The sequence below is a fragment of the Companilactobacillus sp. HBUAS56275 genome (genome assembly GCF_036913655.1).
GTDB lineage: Bacteria > Bacillota > Bacilli > Lactobacillales > Lactobacillaceae > Companilactobacillus > Companilactobacillus pullicola.
In genome coordinates this window covers 210699-227816 of sequence record NZ_JAYKKK010000001.1, presented here as the reverse complement: position 1 = coordinate 227816, position 17118 = coordinate 210699, and the positions used below count along the sequence as shown (strand labels likewise).

Below are 17118 nucleotides of genomic sequence, written 5' to 3'. Positions count from 1 at the left end.
TCAGAATTGAAGGTTTAACTAACAACTGTTTGTTTTAATATAGCAATAAAATCCTTCATTTTTTCAGATGGATGCTTTGCATAAATAACTCCATAAGGTGATTTATAGTTCCAATCTACCTCCAAAGCTCTCTGCATAGGCGATAAATTCTCAAAGGATTCTCGTGTTAAAACAAGATCATCGGCATATTCATTAAATGTATTGGGAGAAAAGTATTGTTCTGTATTAATAATATTTATTGTCGGATGAGTTGTGTTCAAATCATTACACATTTTTCTAACCACACTTGCCTCTAGGGGAGGCATAATAAGTGTTTCGCCATCCAAGTCATTAAGTGATAGTTTCTTTTTTTGTGCTAAACGACTTTTTAGGGGAACAGCAATTTTAAAACACTCATATCCAAGGACGTAAATACTATAATGTTTAGACCATTGGTTTGCATCGCACGGTCCGACAATACAATCAATTTTATTACCAATATCCGTAGATGGACTTTTTACCGTTACACCTTGATCGTTGAAAGATACGATTCGTAAATTATAGTTTTTGAGATTGTCACCGGCCTGGCGCCATATATTTATTAATTGATCTGCAGGACGCATAAAGGAAGCTCCTAAATTAATAATGACTTTGTCCTGTTCACCAATAGCTTTTGCCTCATTAATTGCACTGTTTGCATCTTGCTTTATTTTAATGGTTTCAGAATAAAGAAATCTTCCTGCTTTAGTCAGTTTTATTCCACGATTATTTCTAATAAAAAGTTTTAAATCAAGACTATCTTCCAAGTTATTCATTTGTTTCATTACTGAAACTGGAGAAACAAATAATTTCTTAGATGCCTTAGCAAAACTGCCACTCTGAACGACCTGTAAAAAAGTTAAATACACTTGTGAAAGCATGTTTGGTAACTCCTTTCATTCAGCTTTAACTATAGGTTAAAGCCACACTACTACTTTACACTCTTCCGAATAATAAAAACATCACTAAACTATAAAGTACAGTTAATTATTCAGGAGGAAACAAAAAATGTTTTTATTTTTAATCCCCGTACTCATGGGGCTGACTGTGGCAGCTCAAACTGCCGTTAATTCACGTTTAGGAAAGTATACACAGACGCCATTCATGGCTTCGGCAATTTCATTTTCCGTTGGTTCTTTATTTTTACTTGTAATGATGTTGGTAACTAGAACGTCAATTCTTATCCCTTTAACAACTTTTACAAATAATCCTTGGTGGTTGTGGATTGTCGGTTTTACTGGGGCTTTTGGATTGACCGTCAATATCTTGCTTTTTCCAAGATTGGGAAGTGTTCAAACAGCAGTGCTGCCTATCTTCGGTCAAATCATAGCTGGTGTTTTAGTCGATCAATTTGGTTTGTTTTATTCACCCGTTTCTAAAATCACACTATTAAAACTATTAGGTTTAATCTTAGTACTACTTGGGATGCTAGCAGCAGTTGTTTTAGGAAACAAAAATGGATCTAAAACGGGTACTAATCAAAACGGAACACAGATTTTCTGGCAATTACTTGGAATATTTGCAGGATTAGTAATCGGCTTTCAAACTGCCATTAACGGCCGACTTGGAACAGTTTTACATTCACCAATTAAAGCTACTTTTGTCGCTTTTTTGATTGGTGCAATTGTTCTTACTATTGTTACTTTATTATTAGGTACACCAATGAGAACTCGTTTTCATGCTATCAATCACGGTATCAAAAAAGGCGAGTGGTGGATTTTAATTGGAGGTATTTGCGGTAGTTTGTATGTCTTCTTTGCGGCTTGGTTAGTCCCACTTATCGGTACTGGCTCAGTTATTGTAATCGCACTATTTGGACAATTGTTTTTCAGTGCAATTATCGATCAATTAGGGATGTTTTATTCTGTCAAACGAAGCCTGAACTTATTTAAAGTCATTGGTTTAGTTGTGATGTTAGTCGGTATCATTATTATTCGTTTCATTGCATAACAAAAAATTAAGAATTCTGATAGGAGAAAATATCATGAAATTTATTATTATAGGAGCCTACGGTAAATCTGGGCGTGAATTAGTTTCAGCAGCTGAAAAGAATGGTCACGAGGTTCTTGCAGTTGCCCATAAAAAACATGACGACATTCAATTTAAAAACGTATTAATTAAAAGTAGTATCGATTTAACGAAAGAAGATATAGCAGGATATGATATTATCATTGATGCCATTAGTGCCTGGACACCAGAGACTTTTCCTATTCATACACAGACGGCTATTCATATTGCCCATTTAATTAAGGGAACAAAAACACGTTATATCAAAATTGGTGGGGCCGGCACGATGTATATCGATTCTGAACATACAAGAATGTTACGTGACTGGTCTGATTATCCCAAGGCCAATTTACCATTAGCCGATGCATTAATTAATAATCTAAATTGTATTCGTTCATATTCCGATATTGCATGGACATACGTAACACCTGCATTTAATTATGATCCTGAGGGCATTTATACTGGTCAATATCGAATTAATGAGGAAGATATGGAATTAGCTAATCTATTGAAATCTCAAATTAGCTATAAAGATATGGCAAAGGCCATTATTGATCTAGCAGAGCAACAACGCTATATCCGTCAAAGAATTATCGTTTTCAACTAGGAGAAAAAATTATGGTAAAAATTTTAATTACAGGATCTTCAACCGGCTTAGGCGCACTTGCAGCTATGGATCTTTTGGCCCAACATAACGATGTTGTCTTACACGCGCGAAATCAGGAGCGAGCTGAAGCTGCCTTGAAGAGAAATCCAATGGCATCCGGTGTACTTATCGGTGACCTGTCCAAGTTATCTGATATTCGATCAATTGCTCAACAAGCTAATCAAATAGACTCTTTCGATGTCGTTATACATAATGCCGGAGTTAATAGTTCCAATTCTATGTTAACTAGTACCGTAAATATCATGGCACCATATATGCTAACTGGTCTCATGAATCGTCCCAAACGATTGATTTATGTTTCGTCTGGTATGCATCGAGGTGCATCCTTAGATATCGAAAATTTGGAATCAACTGTTGACTACTCCGGTTCAAAACTGGCTTTGTTGATGCTGATGAAATACGTTTCTAATCGCTGGACTAATACAATAGTAAATGCTGTCGATCCCGGATGGGTTCCAACTAGAATGGGCGGTTCTGCAGCTAATGATGATTTAAAACAAGGTTATTCATCACAAGTTTGGTTGGCAACTGGGAATGATTCCCAGGCATTAAAGACAGGAAATTACTACTATCACAAAAGTCTATCACGTTATGATCAGCGAGTAGACAATCAGTCACTTCAAAGAGAATTAATACAAAAACTAGAAACATTGACTGACGTTAAATTTTAATTAATAAAGCACAATGTATGCTTAACATTAAATTTCTCTCTTGAAAGGAACAAATATTATCGAAAATTCACTACAAACGAGAATTATTGGTTTAGTTTCAGGACTGTTACTAAGTGCTTTAGGTAATGGCCTTAGTATTTCTGCAAATATGGGGAGTGGTCTATGGACTGCATCAGCAGTTAATCTTAGCAAATTGTTAGGCTGGAATACAGGGTTATTTCTATTTATTGTTGGTTTCATTAATGCCGTTACTAATCAATTCTTAATTAGAAGAATAGACGGTAAAAGAATGTTTGGAGAAGTATTGTATGTAATGTTTTTCAGTTATTTCGTAAATATTTTTACTAATCTATTAAATAACTTGGGTGTTCCAAATTTTCCTATCTTCACTCGAACAATTTTATCTTGCTTTGGAATCATTATTTTTTGTATTGCAATTTCACTTTACCAACGAGCTAATATTCTGATGCATCCTAATGATGATACTACTAATATTTTAAGATTTATGTATTTGAATGGTAATTCGACAGCAGCACAGTTGATTGACTTTATACCACCGATTGTCATAATCGTTGTATCCAGTATAGTTACTCAAAAAATCTATTCTGTTAACATAGCAACCATCTTTTCACTTTTCTTTAATGGTGTAATTATTAGTAAAGCAGATAAGTGGATTTGGCCAACTTTAAAACATAACTTTAAGAGGTAATGATTCTTCCAGATAACCTTGACTTCGAGTATTATTAATTTTGTGTTATATCCATATAAATGACTGGAGTATACAAATGATAAAAAAGGACATTTATGAAAATATTCAAAATGCTGAATCTATGTATGATCAATTACCTTTTAAATTTATTATTGGAAACAAGATTTTTTCAAAAGAAGACTTAGCCGACTGGCAATATAGAGAATACAAAAAGACAGCTATATTATTGAATAAGCTGTTTAATGCTGATTTAGATCCAAACTTGTCATATTTAGATTTAAAGAAATCCGTAATAACTTTTAAAATGGCTATTGGCCAAGAAACGTTATCTAGACGTCTTTTGGGACAATTGAAATTGGGAAATTTGGCTACGGTTGTAGGTACAAAGACTGCTTTTCAACGACGAAAAGTCTCTATTGCTGACATTTATTTGAATACCGATATTGATGCACAATTTTTCATTGATACCTTTAATCAAATGATGATGGCAAATAGTGAGGAGAACCAATTTTATAACTTTAAGGCTAATCCTAATCATTTCTACAGCAGTGGTTCAGATACTAGTCAAACGGTCATTGAAATGACTGGTGGCACTCGAATTGCAAATAAATTTACTCTCGTTTACGGGGATGAATCAGGACTAAAGACTAATCCTAATCCTGATTTTCAATTTGAGTCTGCGGGAACTGGAAAAAATGATTCCGGACTTGTAATTGGTGGTGTCAGACACTTAATGACATCTAGCAATGGTGTTTTTCATGCAAGATTACAAGTTGAATTTCCGGCATCAATGCCAAATTATTTCATTAACCAACATGCAATTCACTTATTGGTTGAATTTAGTCATTGGTTAACTGATATTGAAATGAAACATCATTCTTAGTTGTATTATCATATTTAATGACACTAAGTAATTCAGGAGGATTTTAAATGCAAGTATACAGTTTCACTTCCCAAAAACAAGCCGGTTTAGAAGATCTAAAAATACATGAATCGACAATCCCTAGTCCAAAGCCCAACGAGGTTTTAATTAAGGTGGATAGTATTGGTTTGAATCCAGTCGATTATAAATTGATTGAATCACCATCACCTGACTTTGACTATCCGCATATTTTTGGTCTAGATGCAGCTGGTACAGTGGTATCCGTTGGTAAAGATGTTACAGACTTTACCGTCGGTAAGCGTGTTTCAGGACACAACAACTTGGCAAATAATGGCGTTTTTGCTGAATACGCAGTCTATCCTGAATATTGTTTAGCCAAAATTCCTGATAAGATTTCTTTTGAGCAAGCTGCGGCTATGTTGTGTGGAGCTATGACTGCATATCAAGCAATTTTCCGGAAAATGAATTTAACTGGTAAGAAAAATGTTTTGATTCATGCTGGTGCGGGTGGCGTTGGCTTGATTGCAATTCAGTTGGCAAAGCTAATGGGACTAATCGTAATTACTACCGTTTCAACATCTAAAACAGAGTTTGTTAAGCCTTTTCATCCCGATAAGATAATTGATTACAAAAAAGAAGATGTAACTGCCGAGGTTATGAAGTATACCAAAGGAGTGGGTGTCGATCTGATTTTGAACACAGTCAGTGGTGAAGCAAAAGCGGATATTGAAGAACGATTAGCTTATAACGGACAATTAGTTTGGATCAATGAGGCCCCAGAATCTATCGATCAGAATTTTCTTGCTCAACGAGGCATTACTATTAGTGCTTTGAATCTAGGTGGGGCACATAGAAGTAACAGTTACTCTCAAAAAAGAGATTTAGGAGTTATGGCCGCTGAATTATTGAACTTAGTCGCACAAGAAAAATTGAATCCTTGTATTACTGAGATTTTGCCGTTCAATCAATTAGTTAATGGACTGGAAAAACTATATCATCACGATACGGTTGGAAAGATTGTTGTTAAGGTTTCAAAATAATATTTACGTTGAATTTTTTGTAATGAGACAATTTGATTTTAAACAACTTATTTTAATTAATGTTATGTAACCTTGGATGATATTCATTTACAAATATAGCAAAACAGGATTCAGTATTGTGAAATTTCCAATACTGAATCCTGTTTTATTTAAAAAATTTATAAGAAATATTACAACCAAGTTATATTGAAACATCGAGTATGCCTCTTTTTTACAATACAATTAAACGGTTAGAATTAAGTCCCCATCAACAACATTGTCATCGATATGAGATTTCTCTACGTTTTTATCTGTATCTGTAATAAGTATAGGAGTGACGGTATCATAACCAGCATTTTTAATTTCATCAAGATCGACAGTCATTATTAATTGACCTTTAGTCACTTTATCACCTAATTTTATTTTTGGATAAAAATACCTTCCCTTTAACTCAACTGTATCTATACCGATGTGAATCAATACCTCTGTGCCATTATTTGATTTCAATCCAATAGCATGATTAGTAGGGAACAGTGCAGTTATTTTACCATCAAACGGAGCGTATATTTGGTTATCTGTTGGCTCAATTGCCACACCATCACCTAATATCTTTTGAGAAAATACATCATCTTTTATTGATGATAGTGAGATTACTTTACCAGCAATAGGTGTCAAAATACTTTCAGTTGTAGCATCTATTGATAAGATGTTTTCGGAATTTTTAAATGAACTATCTGATGCTGTTTTTTCGAAACGTTTGAATAATACTATTGTCGCAAAGGATGTTACGACCATTGTAATAGCAAGGGAAATAATTATTTGATAGAAATAATTCATTGTATTATCACCAATGTACATCATGACAGCTGGCAATCCTGAAGAGCCTGTTGCAAATCTTCTAGTGGCAGTAATACCTGCAAAAATACCACCACAGGCACCACCAATAGCTCCTGCTATTAGAGGATATTTCTTAGGAAAGTTTAGCCCATACATTGCAGGTTCAGATACTCCCATTAAAGCAGTGACACCAGTTGAAGTACCAATTTGTTTGGTTTTATTATCTTTTGACATTAAACCAACTATTAATGCGGCAGTTCCTTGACCAATATTCGCTAATAAAACTCCGGGTCCAAAGACTGAATCGTAACCCATTTGAGATAATTGAATAAATCCAATTGGAGCTAAACTGTGATGTAGTCCAAAGACAACTAAAATTGAGTAAACACCGCCCAAAATAAATGGAGGAGCCCAACTAGCATTCTTACTTAACCATGTAAAGACAGATGTTAAGGCTGATCCAACGAAGTCTCCTAATGGGCCGACAATAGATAGGGCTAAAATACCCATAATAATGAATAAGATCATAGGTGCAAATACAATTCTTATAGAGTTCGGAATAACTCGGTTTAGAAAGCGTTCGATGGGTGCTTGAAGCAAGATAACTAAGATAACAGGAATAACAGTTCCTGTATACTTGACAGCATATAACGGAATCATACCAAATAAGTGAATTGCCTTACCTGAATCTACCAACGTTGCCCATGTTGGATGAACCATGATTGCCGCTACCGCGACTGCTAAAAACGGATTAGTTTTTAACTTTTGTGCAGTAGTAAAAGCAAGCAGTATAGGTAGGAAGGCAAATGTTCCATCACCAATCATATTTAAAATAATATAACTTTGACTAGTTTGTGCAATTAGATTGAAAGTAACTAATACCGCTAATAAGGCCTTTACCATACCTGCTCCTGCAAGTGCCGGTATTATAGGAGAGAAAATACTAGAAATGAAATCTGCTACTAAATCAAACTTGTTTTTAGGCTTTTCTGTAATGTCTTTTTCCTGGAACATTTTTTCAGTAGAGGAGTTACTCTGAGTTTTGAGATAATCTTCCACTGCATCATAAACTTCTGCTACTTGCATACCAATAATTACTTGAAATTGACCACCACTGACGACCACTTTTAATACATCTTTATTTTTTGATATCTCATCTTGATTGGCCAAATCATTATCTTTTAATTTGAATCTGAGTCTTGTCTGACAATGATGCAATGAATCGATATTTTTTGATCCACCAACATTATCAACAATAATTTTCGCTAACTGACGATAATCTGAACTCATAAAATCACCTCATAAATTTGTTTCACCGGTGTACGTTTATTAGATTAAGGTCATTTTCAAAAACTTACAAGCGCTTTCAACTATGTTGGAACGACGTTCCGAACTTTATTCAATTTTGATGCCAAACATGAAATAGGATGACAGTTTATTCTGTCTCAAAGTTGTTAAACTTAATCTAAAAGAACAGAAAGGTGTTTTGAAGATGAGTGAAGAAAATATTTTTCCTAAAAATTTTCTATGGGGAGGATCAACATCAGCCAATCAAATAGAAGGTGCATGGGAAGAAGATGGAAAAGGCGTGTCCGTTGCCGACGTACAGTTATTTAGAAATCCCCAAACGATTTCCGAATTAAATAATGTTAAAGGAAACACTGATACTACTGAAGAAATGATTCAGGATGCCTTAAAAAGCAAAAATGATAAAGATTATCCAAAACGACATGGTATTGATTTTTACCACCACTATAAAGAAGATATAGCTTTATTCGCAGAAATGGGATTTAAAGCATATCGTTTTTCAATTGCTTGGAGTAGAGTATTTCCAAATGGGGATGAATTATATCCCAATAAAAAAGGATTGGAGTTCTATAAGAATGTAGTTAGAGAATGTCAGAAATATCGTATAGAACCAATTATTACTTTATCCCATTACGAAATACCATTAAATTTATGCACTAAATACAATGGTTGGTTAGATAGAAGAACAGTTGGTTTCTTTATGAATTATGTACATGCTGTTATTGATGAATTAGGAGATCAAGTTCATTATTGGTTAACGTTTAATGAAATAGACAGTATTCTCAGACATCCCTTTATGACTGGAGGATTAATTGAAAGCCGATTTACAAAAGAAGAATTTCCTAATGTGCTATACCAAGCAATGCACCATCAATTAGTCGCAAGTGCCTTAGCCACAAAATATATTCATGAGAAAAATCCAAAATCAAAGGTTGGTTGCATGACTACAAAATTAACCTATTATCCTTATTCAAGTAAACCAAGTGATGTCTTAGCAACTAAAGAAAAAATGAGACAAGTATATGCCTTTGCTGACATTCAAGTTTTTGGAGAATATCCTTCATATCTTCTTTCAAAATTTAAAAACGAGAATATTGAGATTAAGATGTCATCAGATGATTTAAAGGTTCTGAAAAGCAATACTGTTGATTTTGTTTCATTCAGTTATTATCAAACATCTTGTGTCGCTTCTGATGAGTCTAATTTAGAGTTAACTAGTGGTAATACTACTATCGGAGTAAAAAATCCTTATCTTCCATCTAGCGAATGGGGTTGGCAAATTGATCCTACGGGATTAAGAATTTCCTTAATTGATTTATATGATAGATATAGAAAGCCATTGATGATTGTAGAAAATGGTCTTGGGGCCAAAGATACTTTAAATGAAGATCATTCGGTACATGACGATTATCGAATTAGTTATTTGAAAGCTCATATTAAGGCAATGTATGAAGCAATTCATGATGATGGGGTAGAACTACTGGGATATACTCCATGGGGACCAATTGATTTATTATCAAATTCGACTATTCAGATGTCAAAAAGATATGGCTTTATTTATGTAGATTTAAACGATGATGGTTCAGGTTCTTATAAGCGCTATAAGAAAGATTCCTTCAACTGGTATAAAGATGTGATTAAATCTAACGGTTCCTCTATACTTAATTGATAAATAACAATTTAGTGAGGTGTTCACATGTCATTAATACAAGAATTAGAAGAAATTTCAGTTACCGAAATAAATGCTAAGAAATATATTGCTGAATTTCTTTTAAAGGAAAAGGAACATATCAACAAATATTCAATGCAACAAATAGCAGATCAAACCTTTACTTCCAAATCTACATTATTTCGATTCGCCCAGAATCTCAACTATTCTGGGTGGAAAGAATTTATGCAAACCTTTTTAAAAGAAATAGATTACATTAATAAACACTATTCCAACATTGATCCAAACCTACCATTTTTAGCAGGGGAGTCTTCTCAATCTATTGTCGAAAAATTAACTGAAATTCAAATCGAAAGTATCAGAAATACAGCTGATCTGATTGATTATGAAATGTTAAACCTTGCAGTTGATAGAATTCTAAATGCATCAAGGAATATAGTTTTATTCGGAATCAGTCCCAACAATTTAATGGGACAATTATTACGAAGAAAACTAAATAGCATAGGTATTATCTTAACGATTGCCAACACTGATGAAAACGGGATGTTAGCTTCAGGCTTAAATAAAGGCGATTGTGCAATATTGGTATCCTATTCTGGAAATAATAAAAGTCGAGAACCAATGCGTTTTCTAGAACTTCTTAAAAAAAATCATGTTAATTTGATTGCAATTACTAGTGCTGAAAATAATTATTTAAGAGAGAATGTTGATTGTTGTTTAACCATTTCTTCACGCGAAAAGTTATACAGTAAAATCGGTAACTTTACTACTGAGGAATCCATTCTACATATTTTCAACTTAATATACGCCTGCTTATTTTCAAGAAACTTTATACATAATTATAATTATAAAGTGAAGAATTCGGAGAACTTTGAATAACTTTGAATATAGAAGAAACGCATCCTTATTTGATATTCAGGAAAAGCGAGACTGATTTTCCATCTAGTTAATTACCACATTGAATCAGAAATATTAAACTGTCGCCTTTCATTATTAATTCAACTTCAATACTTTCCTTAATTTAAGTATGAAATCATCCACGTTTCTTCCAGGCATCTTAGTAGTCAAGATACCGTAGGGCACATGTATATCCGTCTTTAACGGAATAGAAACCAAATTAGGGTGGATACTCTTCCATGGTGTAACAGTAATCAATGGAATATTCTCCTCAACGGCCTGATTAAAAGTATTCATATCATAACGTCCCGAAGTTTCCACGATATGAATTTGAGGATAGTCTTTACTTATAATTCTTCTCAACTGATCATTGGTATCACTGATTCCCATTGGCACACTCAATAACGATCCACCTTTGAGATCATCAAAAGATATTTCACTTAATTTTGCCAGTTTATTGTCACTACGCACGGCAATACCAAAATCATACTGGCCAAGTTGAACGGCTTTGAAAGATTGCTTTAAGGTCGTATTGTCAAAAGTTCCCACGATTAAATCACAACTTCGCCCTAGCATTGCATATTCACGGTTTTGAGAATGTAGATCTTCCTGTAACTGCACAATTCGGATTTGAAAATCTGACATTTGTGCAGTTATTTTTTTCCAAATATCCATAAATGGCTCAGCAGGGTGCAGGATAGACGTTCCAACGGTGATAATATTCTGTTCTGAAAATGAAGATTTTCTAGTTTGATCGATTGCAGTATCTAATAAACCCAAAATTTGTTTGACATAAGGTAGAAAGGTCTGGCCCTCCGTCGTCAACTCTGTACCGGTGGCGGTTCGAACGAAAAGTTTTAAGTTCAATTCATCTTCAAGCCGATTGATTTGTTTCATAACAGCTGTTCCGGAGATGAAGCTTTGTTCTCCAGCCTTAGTAAAACTGCCATACTGGCTAACCTTAATAAAAGTTTGTAATTGTGTAATATCCATTGTCATATTCTCCTAACCTTTTTAGTATAAACCATTGGTTGATACTGCATCAATAGTTAGATTCTTCAAATTACCTAGAATCCGCCTATACTAGTATTTGTAATCAAGAACGAGTAACAACGAAAGGGAAGGAAATGTGAATGAATAAAAAATACAAGTATTTGATACGAACATTGTTGTTCGTAGGAATTTTATTAATAATCAGTTTTCGATATGGTCCCAAAGATACTCCTGATGTGGTTCAGGGAAGTTCAAATGTACAAACAAAGCAAATAAAAACTTCAGATATCGTTGGAGTATGGATCAATCATCATAATAAGGATATCCATCAGAAGATAACTTTTACCAAGAATCACCGTTGGCATGAGAATCAACATGGTGTTAAGAATATCTATTCTGGAACTTGGAAAATTGTTGGTAAAAGAACTATTAAGCTTGCGCCTTACGGTGAAAAAATTGTTATCAATAAAAATAATAAACGACAGATGAATGTCGTTAGTTATCATCATATTTTAAACAAACAATAAAGTGGCAATCAGAAAGAAGCAATTGTAAATGAGACGATTTATTAATAAAGAGAATATTTATCATGGTTTGATCATGGGATTAGTTGTAATTCAATTATTGAGTTTAGTTTTATCAATCGATTTCACATTATTGGATTCTATAATTGCACTCAGTGTTTTAATCCTAGGTATTAAAAATCTCAGTCGTTCATTTCAAATTGCTACACTGATTTTCTTTATTGCCGGTATTTTGTTATTAAGTACGACCGGAATAACTATTCATAGTACAGGTTTGGCAATTAAATCAATGGTAAATATCGTTGTTTTACTTGTTATCATGCAACTATTTCTAATTCCAGTGACCGTTGGAAATTACCAAGCAGCTGTTGAAGAATTTATGCAAAAACACGTTCATGGTCCCAAGGCAACATACACATTTGTCATGTTAGTTACACATCTATTATCCAGTATTCTCTCTATGGGTACAGTTGCTATTGTCCTTTCAATCCTAGGTGACAGTATCAAACGCCAGGTAAAAGATTCAGCACGTTTTTCAGCAACTTCTGTAACTCGTGCCTTTACATTAGGAACCTTATGGGCTCCAGGTGCAGCAACAATTTTCTTGATCAGTACAGTAACTGGAGTTGGTTGGTCTAAATTATTTATTCCTTGTTTACTTTTAGGAATTGTTGGTTTGATTTTAGCTTATGTAATGGAACGTAATCAATCATACATGAAAGAAAAGCCCAGTGAATCTACTATTGTGTCTCAAACAAAACTTGTCGACCATGCATCATTAGTTAGTCTGGTTCTAGCAGTTGTCGCATTATTAACACTCAGTTTTATTTTTATGGAAGTTAAAGTTGCTAGTTCAATGGACTCAGTCACATTGGCAGGGCTCTTGACGGTTATCATTTGGATCATCCTACTTAGTCAGAGGCATTCACAAAATAACTTGAGATTTAAATCATCTTTAAAAAAAGCTGCTGTTTCTTATTGGCACCACGGAATTGGTAGCGGAGCTGCACTTGCACCATTCTTTGTTGGAATTGGAACATTTACATATGGATTTCAGCATTCATCAGTAATCATTAAATTGACATCTGTTTTGTCACCAGTCTTTGCTCGATTTGGTTGGTTACTGGTTGTTCTAATTCCAATCATTGTTGTTATCGTTTCATTGATTGGAATTCATCCATTAGCATCAGTTGCACTTATCGGAAAAGTTATTATGGCAATGCATCTCACACTATCACCATTATTAATAGCTTTAAGTTTAAATATTGGAAGTGTGGCAGCCTATATGCTATCTCCGTTTGCTGGAATCGTAATGATCGTAGCAACGATTTTAAACGTCAAGCCGACCCAGGTATCAATTCGTTGGAATTGGAAGTTTTGTCTCGCATTTATGGTAGTAGATTTAGTTTTTGCATCTGTTTTAAGTTTCATATTTTAAATAAAAATTAGGAGGACATTAAATATGTCAGTAGAAAATAAAGTAGTAGTAATCACAGGAGCATCATCAGGTATCGGAGAAGCAACTGCTAAGTTATTAGCAAGTAATGGAGCAGCCGTTGTCTTAGGAGCTAGACGTGAAGAACGTTTGCAAGAAATCAGTCAAGAAATTATCAATAACGGTGGTAAAGCTGCCTATCGAGTAACCGATGTTACAGATCCAGAAGATTTAAAACAATTAGTATCTTTAGCAAAAGAAAAGTTTGGAGCTATTGATGTAATTTACAACAATGCCGGAATCATGCCCACATCACCAATCAGTGCTCTCAAGGTTAACGAATGGAACGCTATGATCGATGTTAATTTGAAAGGGGTTCTAAATGGTGTCGCTGCCGTAATGCCCGACTTCACTAGTCAAAAACATGGTCAAATCATTACCACATCATCAGTTGCCGGCTTGAAGAGTTTCATCGGTTCCGGTGTCTATGGAGCAACTAAATTTGCGGTTAGAAACTTAATGGAAGTAATTCGTATGGAAAGTGCACAAGAAAAGACCAATATTAGAACAGCCACAATTTATCCAGCTGCTATTAACACCGAACTATTGCAACACATTACCGATAAAAATGCTAAACAAGGTATGGATAAGCTTTATCAATCAGTTGGAATTACACCGGATGCAATTGCAAGAGTAGTTAACTTTGCGATTGATCAACCAGAAGATGTTAACGTCAACGAATTTACTGTTTACCCAACAAAACAAGGATAGGAGTTACTTATGAAAAAAATTATTTTATTAGGAGCTACAAGCAACATTTCTAAATATTTAATCCCCATGCTCTTAGAAAAGACTGACGTGGAAATCACCTTATTTGCTCGTAGAGCACAGCAACGATTAACTGAATTTAACAAGAATCAAAGAATTACCATTGTTGACGGTAATTGGAACAATTTAAGTGATTTGAACCAAGCCATTAAAGGACAGGATATTGTCTATATGGCTACAGGACATTTTACCGATGCCAACAAAAACGTCGTACAAGCTATGAAAAATAATAATGTAAAACGTTTGATCGTCGCTGGTGGTCTAGGAATTTATGATGAAGTAGCCGGAAAGTTTGGACAATGGAACGCACGAATGATGGGCGACTACACGGAAATAAAGAGATCTGCAGCTGTGATTGATAACAGTGGTTTGGATTATACATTTTTAAGAATGAGTTGGCTTTATAACCAAGATAACAATTATAAATATGAAGTCATCCCTCAAGGTCAACCGATGAAGGGAACTCAAGTTACTAGACAAGCGGTTGCCAAGTTAATCACTGATATTGTGATTGATCCAGAACTCTACAAGGCCCAAAGTATCGGCGTCGTTGAGCCAAATACTGAATGGGACAAACCATCATTTTATTAAAGAGGAGGACTCTATGGAAATAAACGTTAAATTAGACCAAGGTTATATCCCCGATAAATATAGTAAGTTTTCTGATATAAAACAAAACGATCAACCAATAGTTTCATTTCCGATTCATTTAGAGAAAATACCTAAGGGTACAAAATCCTTGGCTGTCTCTTTGATTGACTATGATGCCGTCCCAAGGACTGGTTTCCCTTTCATTCACTGGTTGGCTGCTGATATACCAGTGACAAATGATATTCCAGAAGATTTTAGTCGAAACTTCAAGGGACCACAAGGTAAGAATGCTTGGTTTTCCAGGTTTTATGATTTCCATGATGACTACGTAATTAATCATTATGCGGGACCAGTTCCACCAGACAAGCCACATATCTATACACTCACGGTCTACGCATTAAATAGTGCCACACATCTAAACAACGGATTTTTTTACAATGATTTTCGTAACAGTTTAAAAAATAAAATTATTGATCAAGTAGAGATTGGCTTAAAGGCTAGAAATTAAGGAGCAAATATGATGAGTAATAACGAAGATGCAGTTAAACAAGGTTTGTTTGCAATTGGCGACAAAAACCTTAAATTTCAAAAGTACTTTACAGGACAAACATTTCATAATTCTTTGGTAAAAGATCCTAATGTTAACGTCACTGTCAGCAACGTTAGTTTTGAACCAGGCTCTCGCAACAACTGGCATATTCACCACAATGGTTATCAAATCTTATTAGTAACCGGCGGTGAGGGTTGGTACCAAGAAGAAGGTAAAAAGGCTCGTTTACTAAAACCTGGTGATGTTGTTGTCACGCTTGATGGCATTAAACATTGGCACGGTGCTACAAAGGACAGCTGGTTCAGCCATATTGCCATAACTGCAGGTACACCGATTTGGGAAGAACCAGTATCAGATGCAGAATACAATCAACTTTCAAAGGAGCAAGATAATGACTAAAGTAACAATTTCTATAGATGGAAATAAATTAGACGCTGATTTTAACAATAGTGATACCGCAAAAGCTTTACTTGAAAAATTTCCATTAAAAGTAACTATGATGAATCTCTATTCACGAGAAATGACATATCGTTTTTCCGAATCCTTGCCAGCCAAGAAGGCTAAGACTAGTGGTTATGAAGTCGGTGATATCGGTTATTGGAAACCTCGCCATAGTTTTGTGATTTTTTACAAACAAACCGGTGAAGTAATTGGTGATTTACAGATAGTAGGTCACATAAATTCGGATGTGTCTTTATTAAACACCGTCGGTGATACGGAGGTTACATTTAATTAAAAACAGGAGATAAAATCTATGAACGATTTTAATGGAAAAGTAGTTATCGTAACAGGAGCTAGAACAGGAATTGGATTGAGTGCTGCAACATTATTTGCTAAAGCTGGTGCTTCTGTGGTCCTAGTTGGAAGACATGAACCTAAAGCTGAAGCGGATAATTTAGTACAACAGGGATATAAGGCTGCATCTTTTGAAGCAGATGTATCTCAAGAAGCAGACGTTAAAGCGATGGTAGATTTCACCGTCAAAAAGTTTGGTCACCTAGATTTTGCCTACAATAATGCTGGTATTCAAAGTCCTGTTACTAAAACAGAAGATCTTTCATTGGAAGAATATGACAACGTTTTGAATATCAATTTAAAAGGAATCTTTCTCTCAATGAAATATGAATTAAAGCGAATGAGCAAGCAAAAGACTAAAGGATCAATTGTTAATTGTTCTTCAATGGGTGGACTTGTTGGAATTGCTGGTCGTACTGCTTATCATGCTTCAAAGCACGGTGTACTAGGTTTAACAAAGAGTAGTGCTCTTGAATATGCCAAAGATGGTATCAGAATCAATGCTGTTTGTCCTGGCATTATTGAAACTCCAATGGTTGCAAGAATGGACAAGGCAGAGAAATCCGAAATGGATGATTTGATAAGAGAAATTCCTATTGGGCGTCTTGCACAGCCTGAAGAGGTTGCAAATGTTGTATTATTTCTGTGCAGTGACGCGGCTAGTTATATGGTGGGACAAGCAATTCCTGTTGATGGTGGTTACACAATACATTAGGT

General features: G+C 34.7%; 19 protein-coding genes. 16 read left to right on the top strand and 3 right to left on the bottom strand.

Going from position 1 to position 17118, the window contains the following annotated elements; translation table 11 throughout:
* Positions 1-14 precede the first annotated feature (14 nt).
* A complete protein-coding gene (locus U8526_RS01120) occupies positions 15-899 on the bottom strand; it encodes a LysR family transcriptional regulator (protein WP_334340124.1) in 885 nt (294 codons plus the stop codon).
* A gap of 127 nt (positions 900-1026) precedes the next feature.
* Between U8526_RS01120 and U8526_RS01115 the strand changes: the two genes are divergently transcribed.
* The 6 genes from U8526_RS01115 to U8526_RS01090 all read left to right on the top strand — a co-directional run bounded on the left by U8526_RS01115 (position 1027) and on the right by U8526_RS01090 (position 5995).
* Complete coding sequence (locus U8526_RS01115) at positions 1027-1968, top strand: DMT family transporter (RefSeq protein ID WP_334340123.1); 942 nt, start codon at positions 1027-1029, stop codon at positions 1966-1968.
* Between the two features lie 34 nt (positions 1969-2002).
* Positions 2003-2632, top strand: a complete 630-nt coding sequence (locus U8526_RS01110) for an NAD(P)-dependent oxidoreductase (protein WP_334340122.1) — start codon at positions 2003-2005, stop codon at positions 2630-2632.
* Positions 2633-2643: 11 nt separating this feature from the next.
* Complete coding sequence (locus U8526_RS01105) at positions 2644-3363, top strand: SDR family NAD(P)-dependent oxidoreductase (RefSeq protein ID WP_334340121.1); 720 nt, start codon at positions 2644-2646, stop codon at positions 3361-3363.
* Positions 3364-3511: 148 nt separating this feature from the next.
* Positions 3512-4072: a hypothetical protein gene (locus U8526_RS01100; protein WP_334340610.1), complete on the top strand. Its 561-nt coding sequence runs from the start codon at positions 3512-3514 to the stop codon at positions 4070-4072.
* Between the two features lie 76 nt (positions 4073-4148).
* On the top strand, positions 4149-4955 hold the full coding sequence (locus U8526_RS01095; protein WP_334340120.1) for a hypothetical protein: 807 nt from the start codon (positions 4149-4151) through the stop codon (positions 4953-4955).
* A 47-nt stretch (positions 4956-5002) separates the two neighbouring features.
* Complete coding sequence (locus U8526_RS01090) at positions 5003-5995, top strand: zinc-binding dehydrogenase (RefSeq protein WP_334340119.1); 993 nt, start codon at positions 5003-5005, stop codon at positions 5993-5995.
* A gap of 222 nt (positions 5996-6217) precedes the next feature.
* Here U8526_RS01090 and U8526_RS01085 read toward each other — a convergent pair whose 3' ends face one another.
* Positions 6218-8101, bottom strand: a complete 1884-nt coding sequence (locus tag U8526_RS01085; protein WP_334340118.1) for a beta-glucoside-specific PTS transporter subunit IIABC — start codon at positions 8099-8101, stop codon at positions 6218-6220.
* Between the two features lie 202 nt (positions 8102-8303).
* Between U8526_RS01085 and U8526_RS01080 the strand changes: the two genes are divergently transcribed.
* Together U8526_RS01080 and U8526_RS01075 are read left to right on the top strand one after the other, a co-directional pair.
* Complete coding sequence (locus tag U8526_RS01080) at positions 8304-9788, top strand: glycoside hydrolase family 1 protein (protein ID WP_334340117.1); 1485 nt, start codon at positions 8304-8306, stop codon at positions 9786-9788.
* Between the two features lie 27 nt (positions 9789-9815).
* Positions 9816-10667 (top strand): MurR/RpiR family transcriptional regulator, encoded by an 852-nt coding sequence (locus tag U8526_RS01075; protein WP_334340116.1) that lies wholly within the window; start codon positions 9816-9818, stop codon positions 10665-10667.
* Between the two features lie 114 nt (positions 10668-10781).
* Here U8526_RS01075 and U8526_RS01070 read toward each other — a convergent pair whose 3' ends face one another.
* Positions 10782-11678: a LysR family transcriptional regulator gene (locus U8526_RS01070; RefSeq protein WP_334340115.1), complete on the bottom strand. Its 897-nt coding sequence runs from the start codon at positions 11676-11678 to the stop codon at positions 10782-10784.
* 140 nt (positions 11679-11818) lie between these two features.
* Here U8526_RS01070 and U8526_RS01065 point away from each other — a divergent pair, with 140 nt between their 5' ends.
* The 8 genes from U8526_RS01065 to U8526_RS01030 are packed head-to-tail and all read left to right on the top strand — an operon-like array spanning position 11819 to position 17116.
* On the top strand, positions 11819-12205 hold the full coding sequence (locus U8526_RS01065) for a hypothetical protein (protein WP_334340114.1): 387 nt from the start codon (positions 11819-11821) through the stop codon (positions 12203-12205).
* Between the two features lie 28 nt (positions 12206-12233).
* Positions 12234-13640, top strand: a complete 1407-nt coding sequence (locus U8526_RS01060) for a hypothetical protein (RefSeq protein ID WP_334340113.1) — start codon at positions 12234-12236, stop codon at positions 13638-13640.
* Positions 13641-13664: 24 nt separating this feature from the next.
* A complete protein-coding gene (locus tag U8526_RS01055) occupies positions 13665-14408 on the top strand; it encodes an SDR family oxidoreductase (protein WP_334340112.1) in 744 nt (247 codons plus the stop codon).
* Between the two features lie 9 nt (positions 14409-14417).
* Positions 14418-15056, top strand: coding sequence for an SDR family oxidoreductase (locus tag U8526_RS01050; RefSeq protein ID WP_334340111.1), 639 nt, complete (start codon positions 14418-14420; stop codon positions 15054-15056).
* A gap of 13 nt (positions 15057-15069) precedes the next feature.
* The gene (locus U8526_RS01045) at positions 15070-15564 is read left to right on the top strand and encodes a YbhB/YbcL family Raf kinase inhibitor-like protein (RefSeq protein WP_334340110.1); all 495 of its coding nucleotides are present in this window, start codon (positions 15070-15072) and stop codon (positions 15562-15564) included.
* Positions 15565-15576: 12 nt separating this feature from the next.
* Positions 15577-16005 (top strand): cupin domain-containing protein, encoded by a 429-nt coding sequence (locus U8526_RS01040; protein WP_334340109.1) that lies wholly within the window; start codon positions 15577-15579, stop codon positions 16003-16005.
* Positions 15998-16342 (top strand): cyclophilin-like fold protein, encoded by a 345-nt coding sequence (locus U8526_RS01035; protein WP_334340108.1) that lies wholly within the window; start codon positions 15998-16000, stop codon positions 16340-16342. The genes U8526_RS01040 and U8526_RS01035 overlap by 8 nt, the downstream gene beginning before the upstream one ends.
* An 18-nt stretch (positions 16343-16360) precedes the next feature.
* Positions 16361-17116 carry an SDR family NAD(P)-dependent oxidoreductase gene (locus U8526_RS01030; protein ID WP_334340107.1) on the top strand — a complete coding sequence of 252 codons (756 nt, stop codon included), beginning with the start codon at positions 16361-16363 and terminating at the stop codon, positions 17114-17116.
* Positions 17117-17118: the final 2 nt, after the last annotated feature.

What these genes read in the sequence shown, in the direction of transcription:
- U8526_RS01120 (WP_334340124.1), bottom strand. Translation starts at nt 899, where the DNA reads ATGCTTTCACAAGTGTATTTAACTTTTTTACAGGTCGTTCAGAGTGGC.
- U8526_RS01115 (WP_334340123.1), top strand. Translation starts at nt 1,027, where the DNA reads ATGTTTTTATTTTTAATCCCCGTACTCATGGGGCTGACTGTGGCAGCT.
- U8526_RS01110 (WP_334340122.1), top strand. Translation starts at nt 2,003, where the DNA reads ATGAAATTTATTATTATAGGAGCCTACGGTAAATCTGGGCGTGAATTA.
- U8526_RS01105 (WP_334340121.1), top strand. Translation starts at nt 2,644, where the DNA reads ATGGTAAAAATTTTAATTACAGGATCTTCAACCGGCTTAGGCGCACTT.
- U8526_RS01100 (WP_334340610.1), top strand. Translation starts at nt 3,512, where the DNA reads ATGGGGAGTGGTCTATGGACTGCATCAGCAGTTAATCTTAGCAAATTG.
- U8526_RS01095 (WP_334340120.1), top strand. Translation starts at nt 4,149, where the DNA reads ATGATAAAAAAGGACATTTATGAAAATATTCAAAATGCTGAATCTATG.
- U8526_RS01090 (WP_334340119.1), top strand. Translation starts at nt 5,003, where the DNA reads ATGCAAGTATACAGTTTCACTTCCCAAAAACAAGCCGGTTTAGAAGAT.
- U8526_RS01085 (WP_334340118.1), bottom strand. Translation starts at nt 8,101, where the DNA reads ATGAGTTCAGATTATCGTCAGTTAGCGAAAATTATTGTTGATAATGTT.
- U8526_RS01080 (WP_334340117.1), top strand. Translation starts at nt 8,304, where the DNA reads ATGAGTGAAGAAAATATTTTTCCTAAAAATTTTCTATGGGGAGGATCA.
- U8526_RS01075 (WP_334340116.1), top strand. Translation starts at nt 9,816, where the DNA reads ATGTCATTAATACAAGAATTAGAAGAAATTTCAGTTACCGAAATAAAT.
- U8526_RS01070 (WP_334340115.1), bottom strand. Translation starts at nt 11,678, where the DNA reads ATGGATATTACACAATTACAAACTTTTATTAAGGTTAGCCAGTATGGC.
- U8526_RS01065 (WP_334340114.1), top strand. Translation starts at nt 11,819, where the DNA reads ATGAATAAAAAATACAAGTATTTGATACGAACATTGTTGTTCGTAGGA.
- U8526_RS01060 (WP_334340113.1), top strand. Translation starts at nt 12,234, where the DNA reads ATGAGACGATTTATTAATAAAGAGAATATTTATCATGGTTTGATCATG.
- U8526_RS01055 (WP_334340112.1), top strand. Translation starts at nt 13,665, where the DNA reads ATGTCAGTAGAAAATAAAGTAGTAGTAATCACAGGAGCATCATCAGGT.
- U8526_RS01050 (WP_334340111.1), top strand. Translation starts at nt 14,418, where the DNA reads ATGAAAAAAATTATTTTATTAGGAGCTACAAGCAACATTTCTAAATAT.
- U8526_RS01045 (WP_334340110.1), top strand. Translation starts at nt 15,070, where the DNA reads ATGGAAATAAACGTTAAATTAGACCAAGGTTATATCCCCGATAAATAT.
- U8526_RS01040 (WP_334340109.1), top strand. Translation starts at nt 15,577, where the DNA reads ATGAGTAATAACGAAGATGCAGTTAAACAAGGTTTGTTTGCAATTGGC.
- U8526_RS01035 (WP_334340108.1), top strand. Translation starts at nt 15,998, where the DNA reads ATGACTAAAGTAACAATTTCTATAGATGGAAATAAATTAGACGCTGAT.
- U8526_RS01030 (WP_334340107.1), top strand. Translation starts at nt 16,361, where the DNA reads ATGAACGATTTTAATGGAAAAGTAGTTATCGTAACAGGAGCTAGAACA.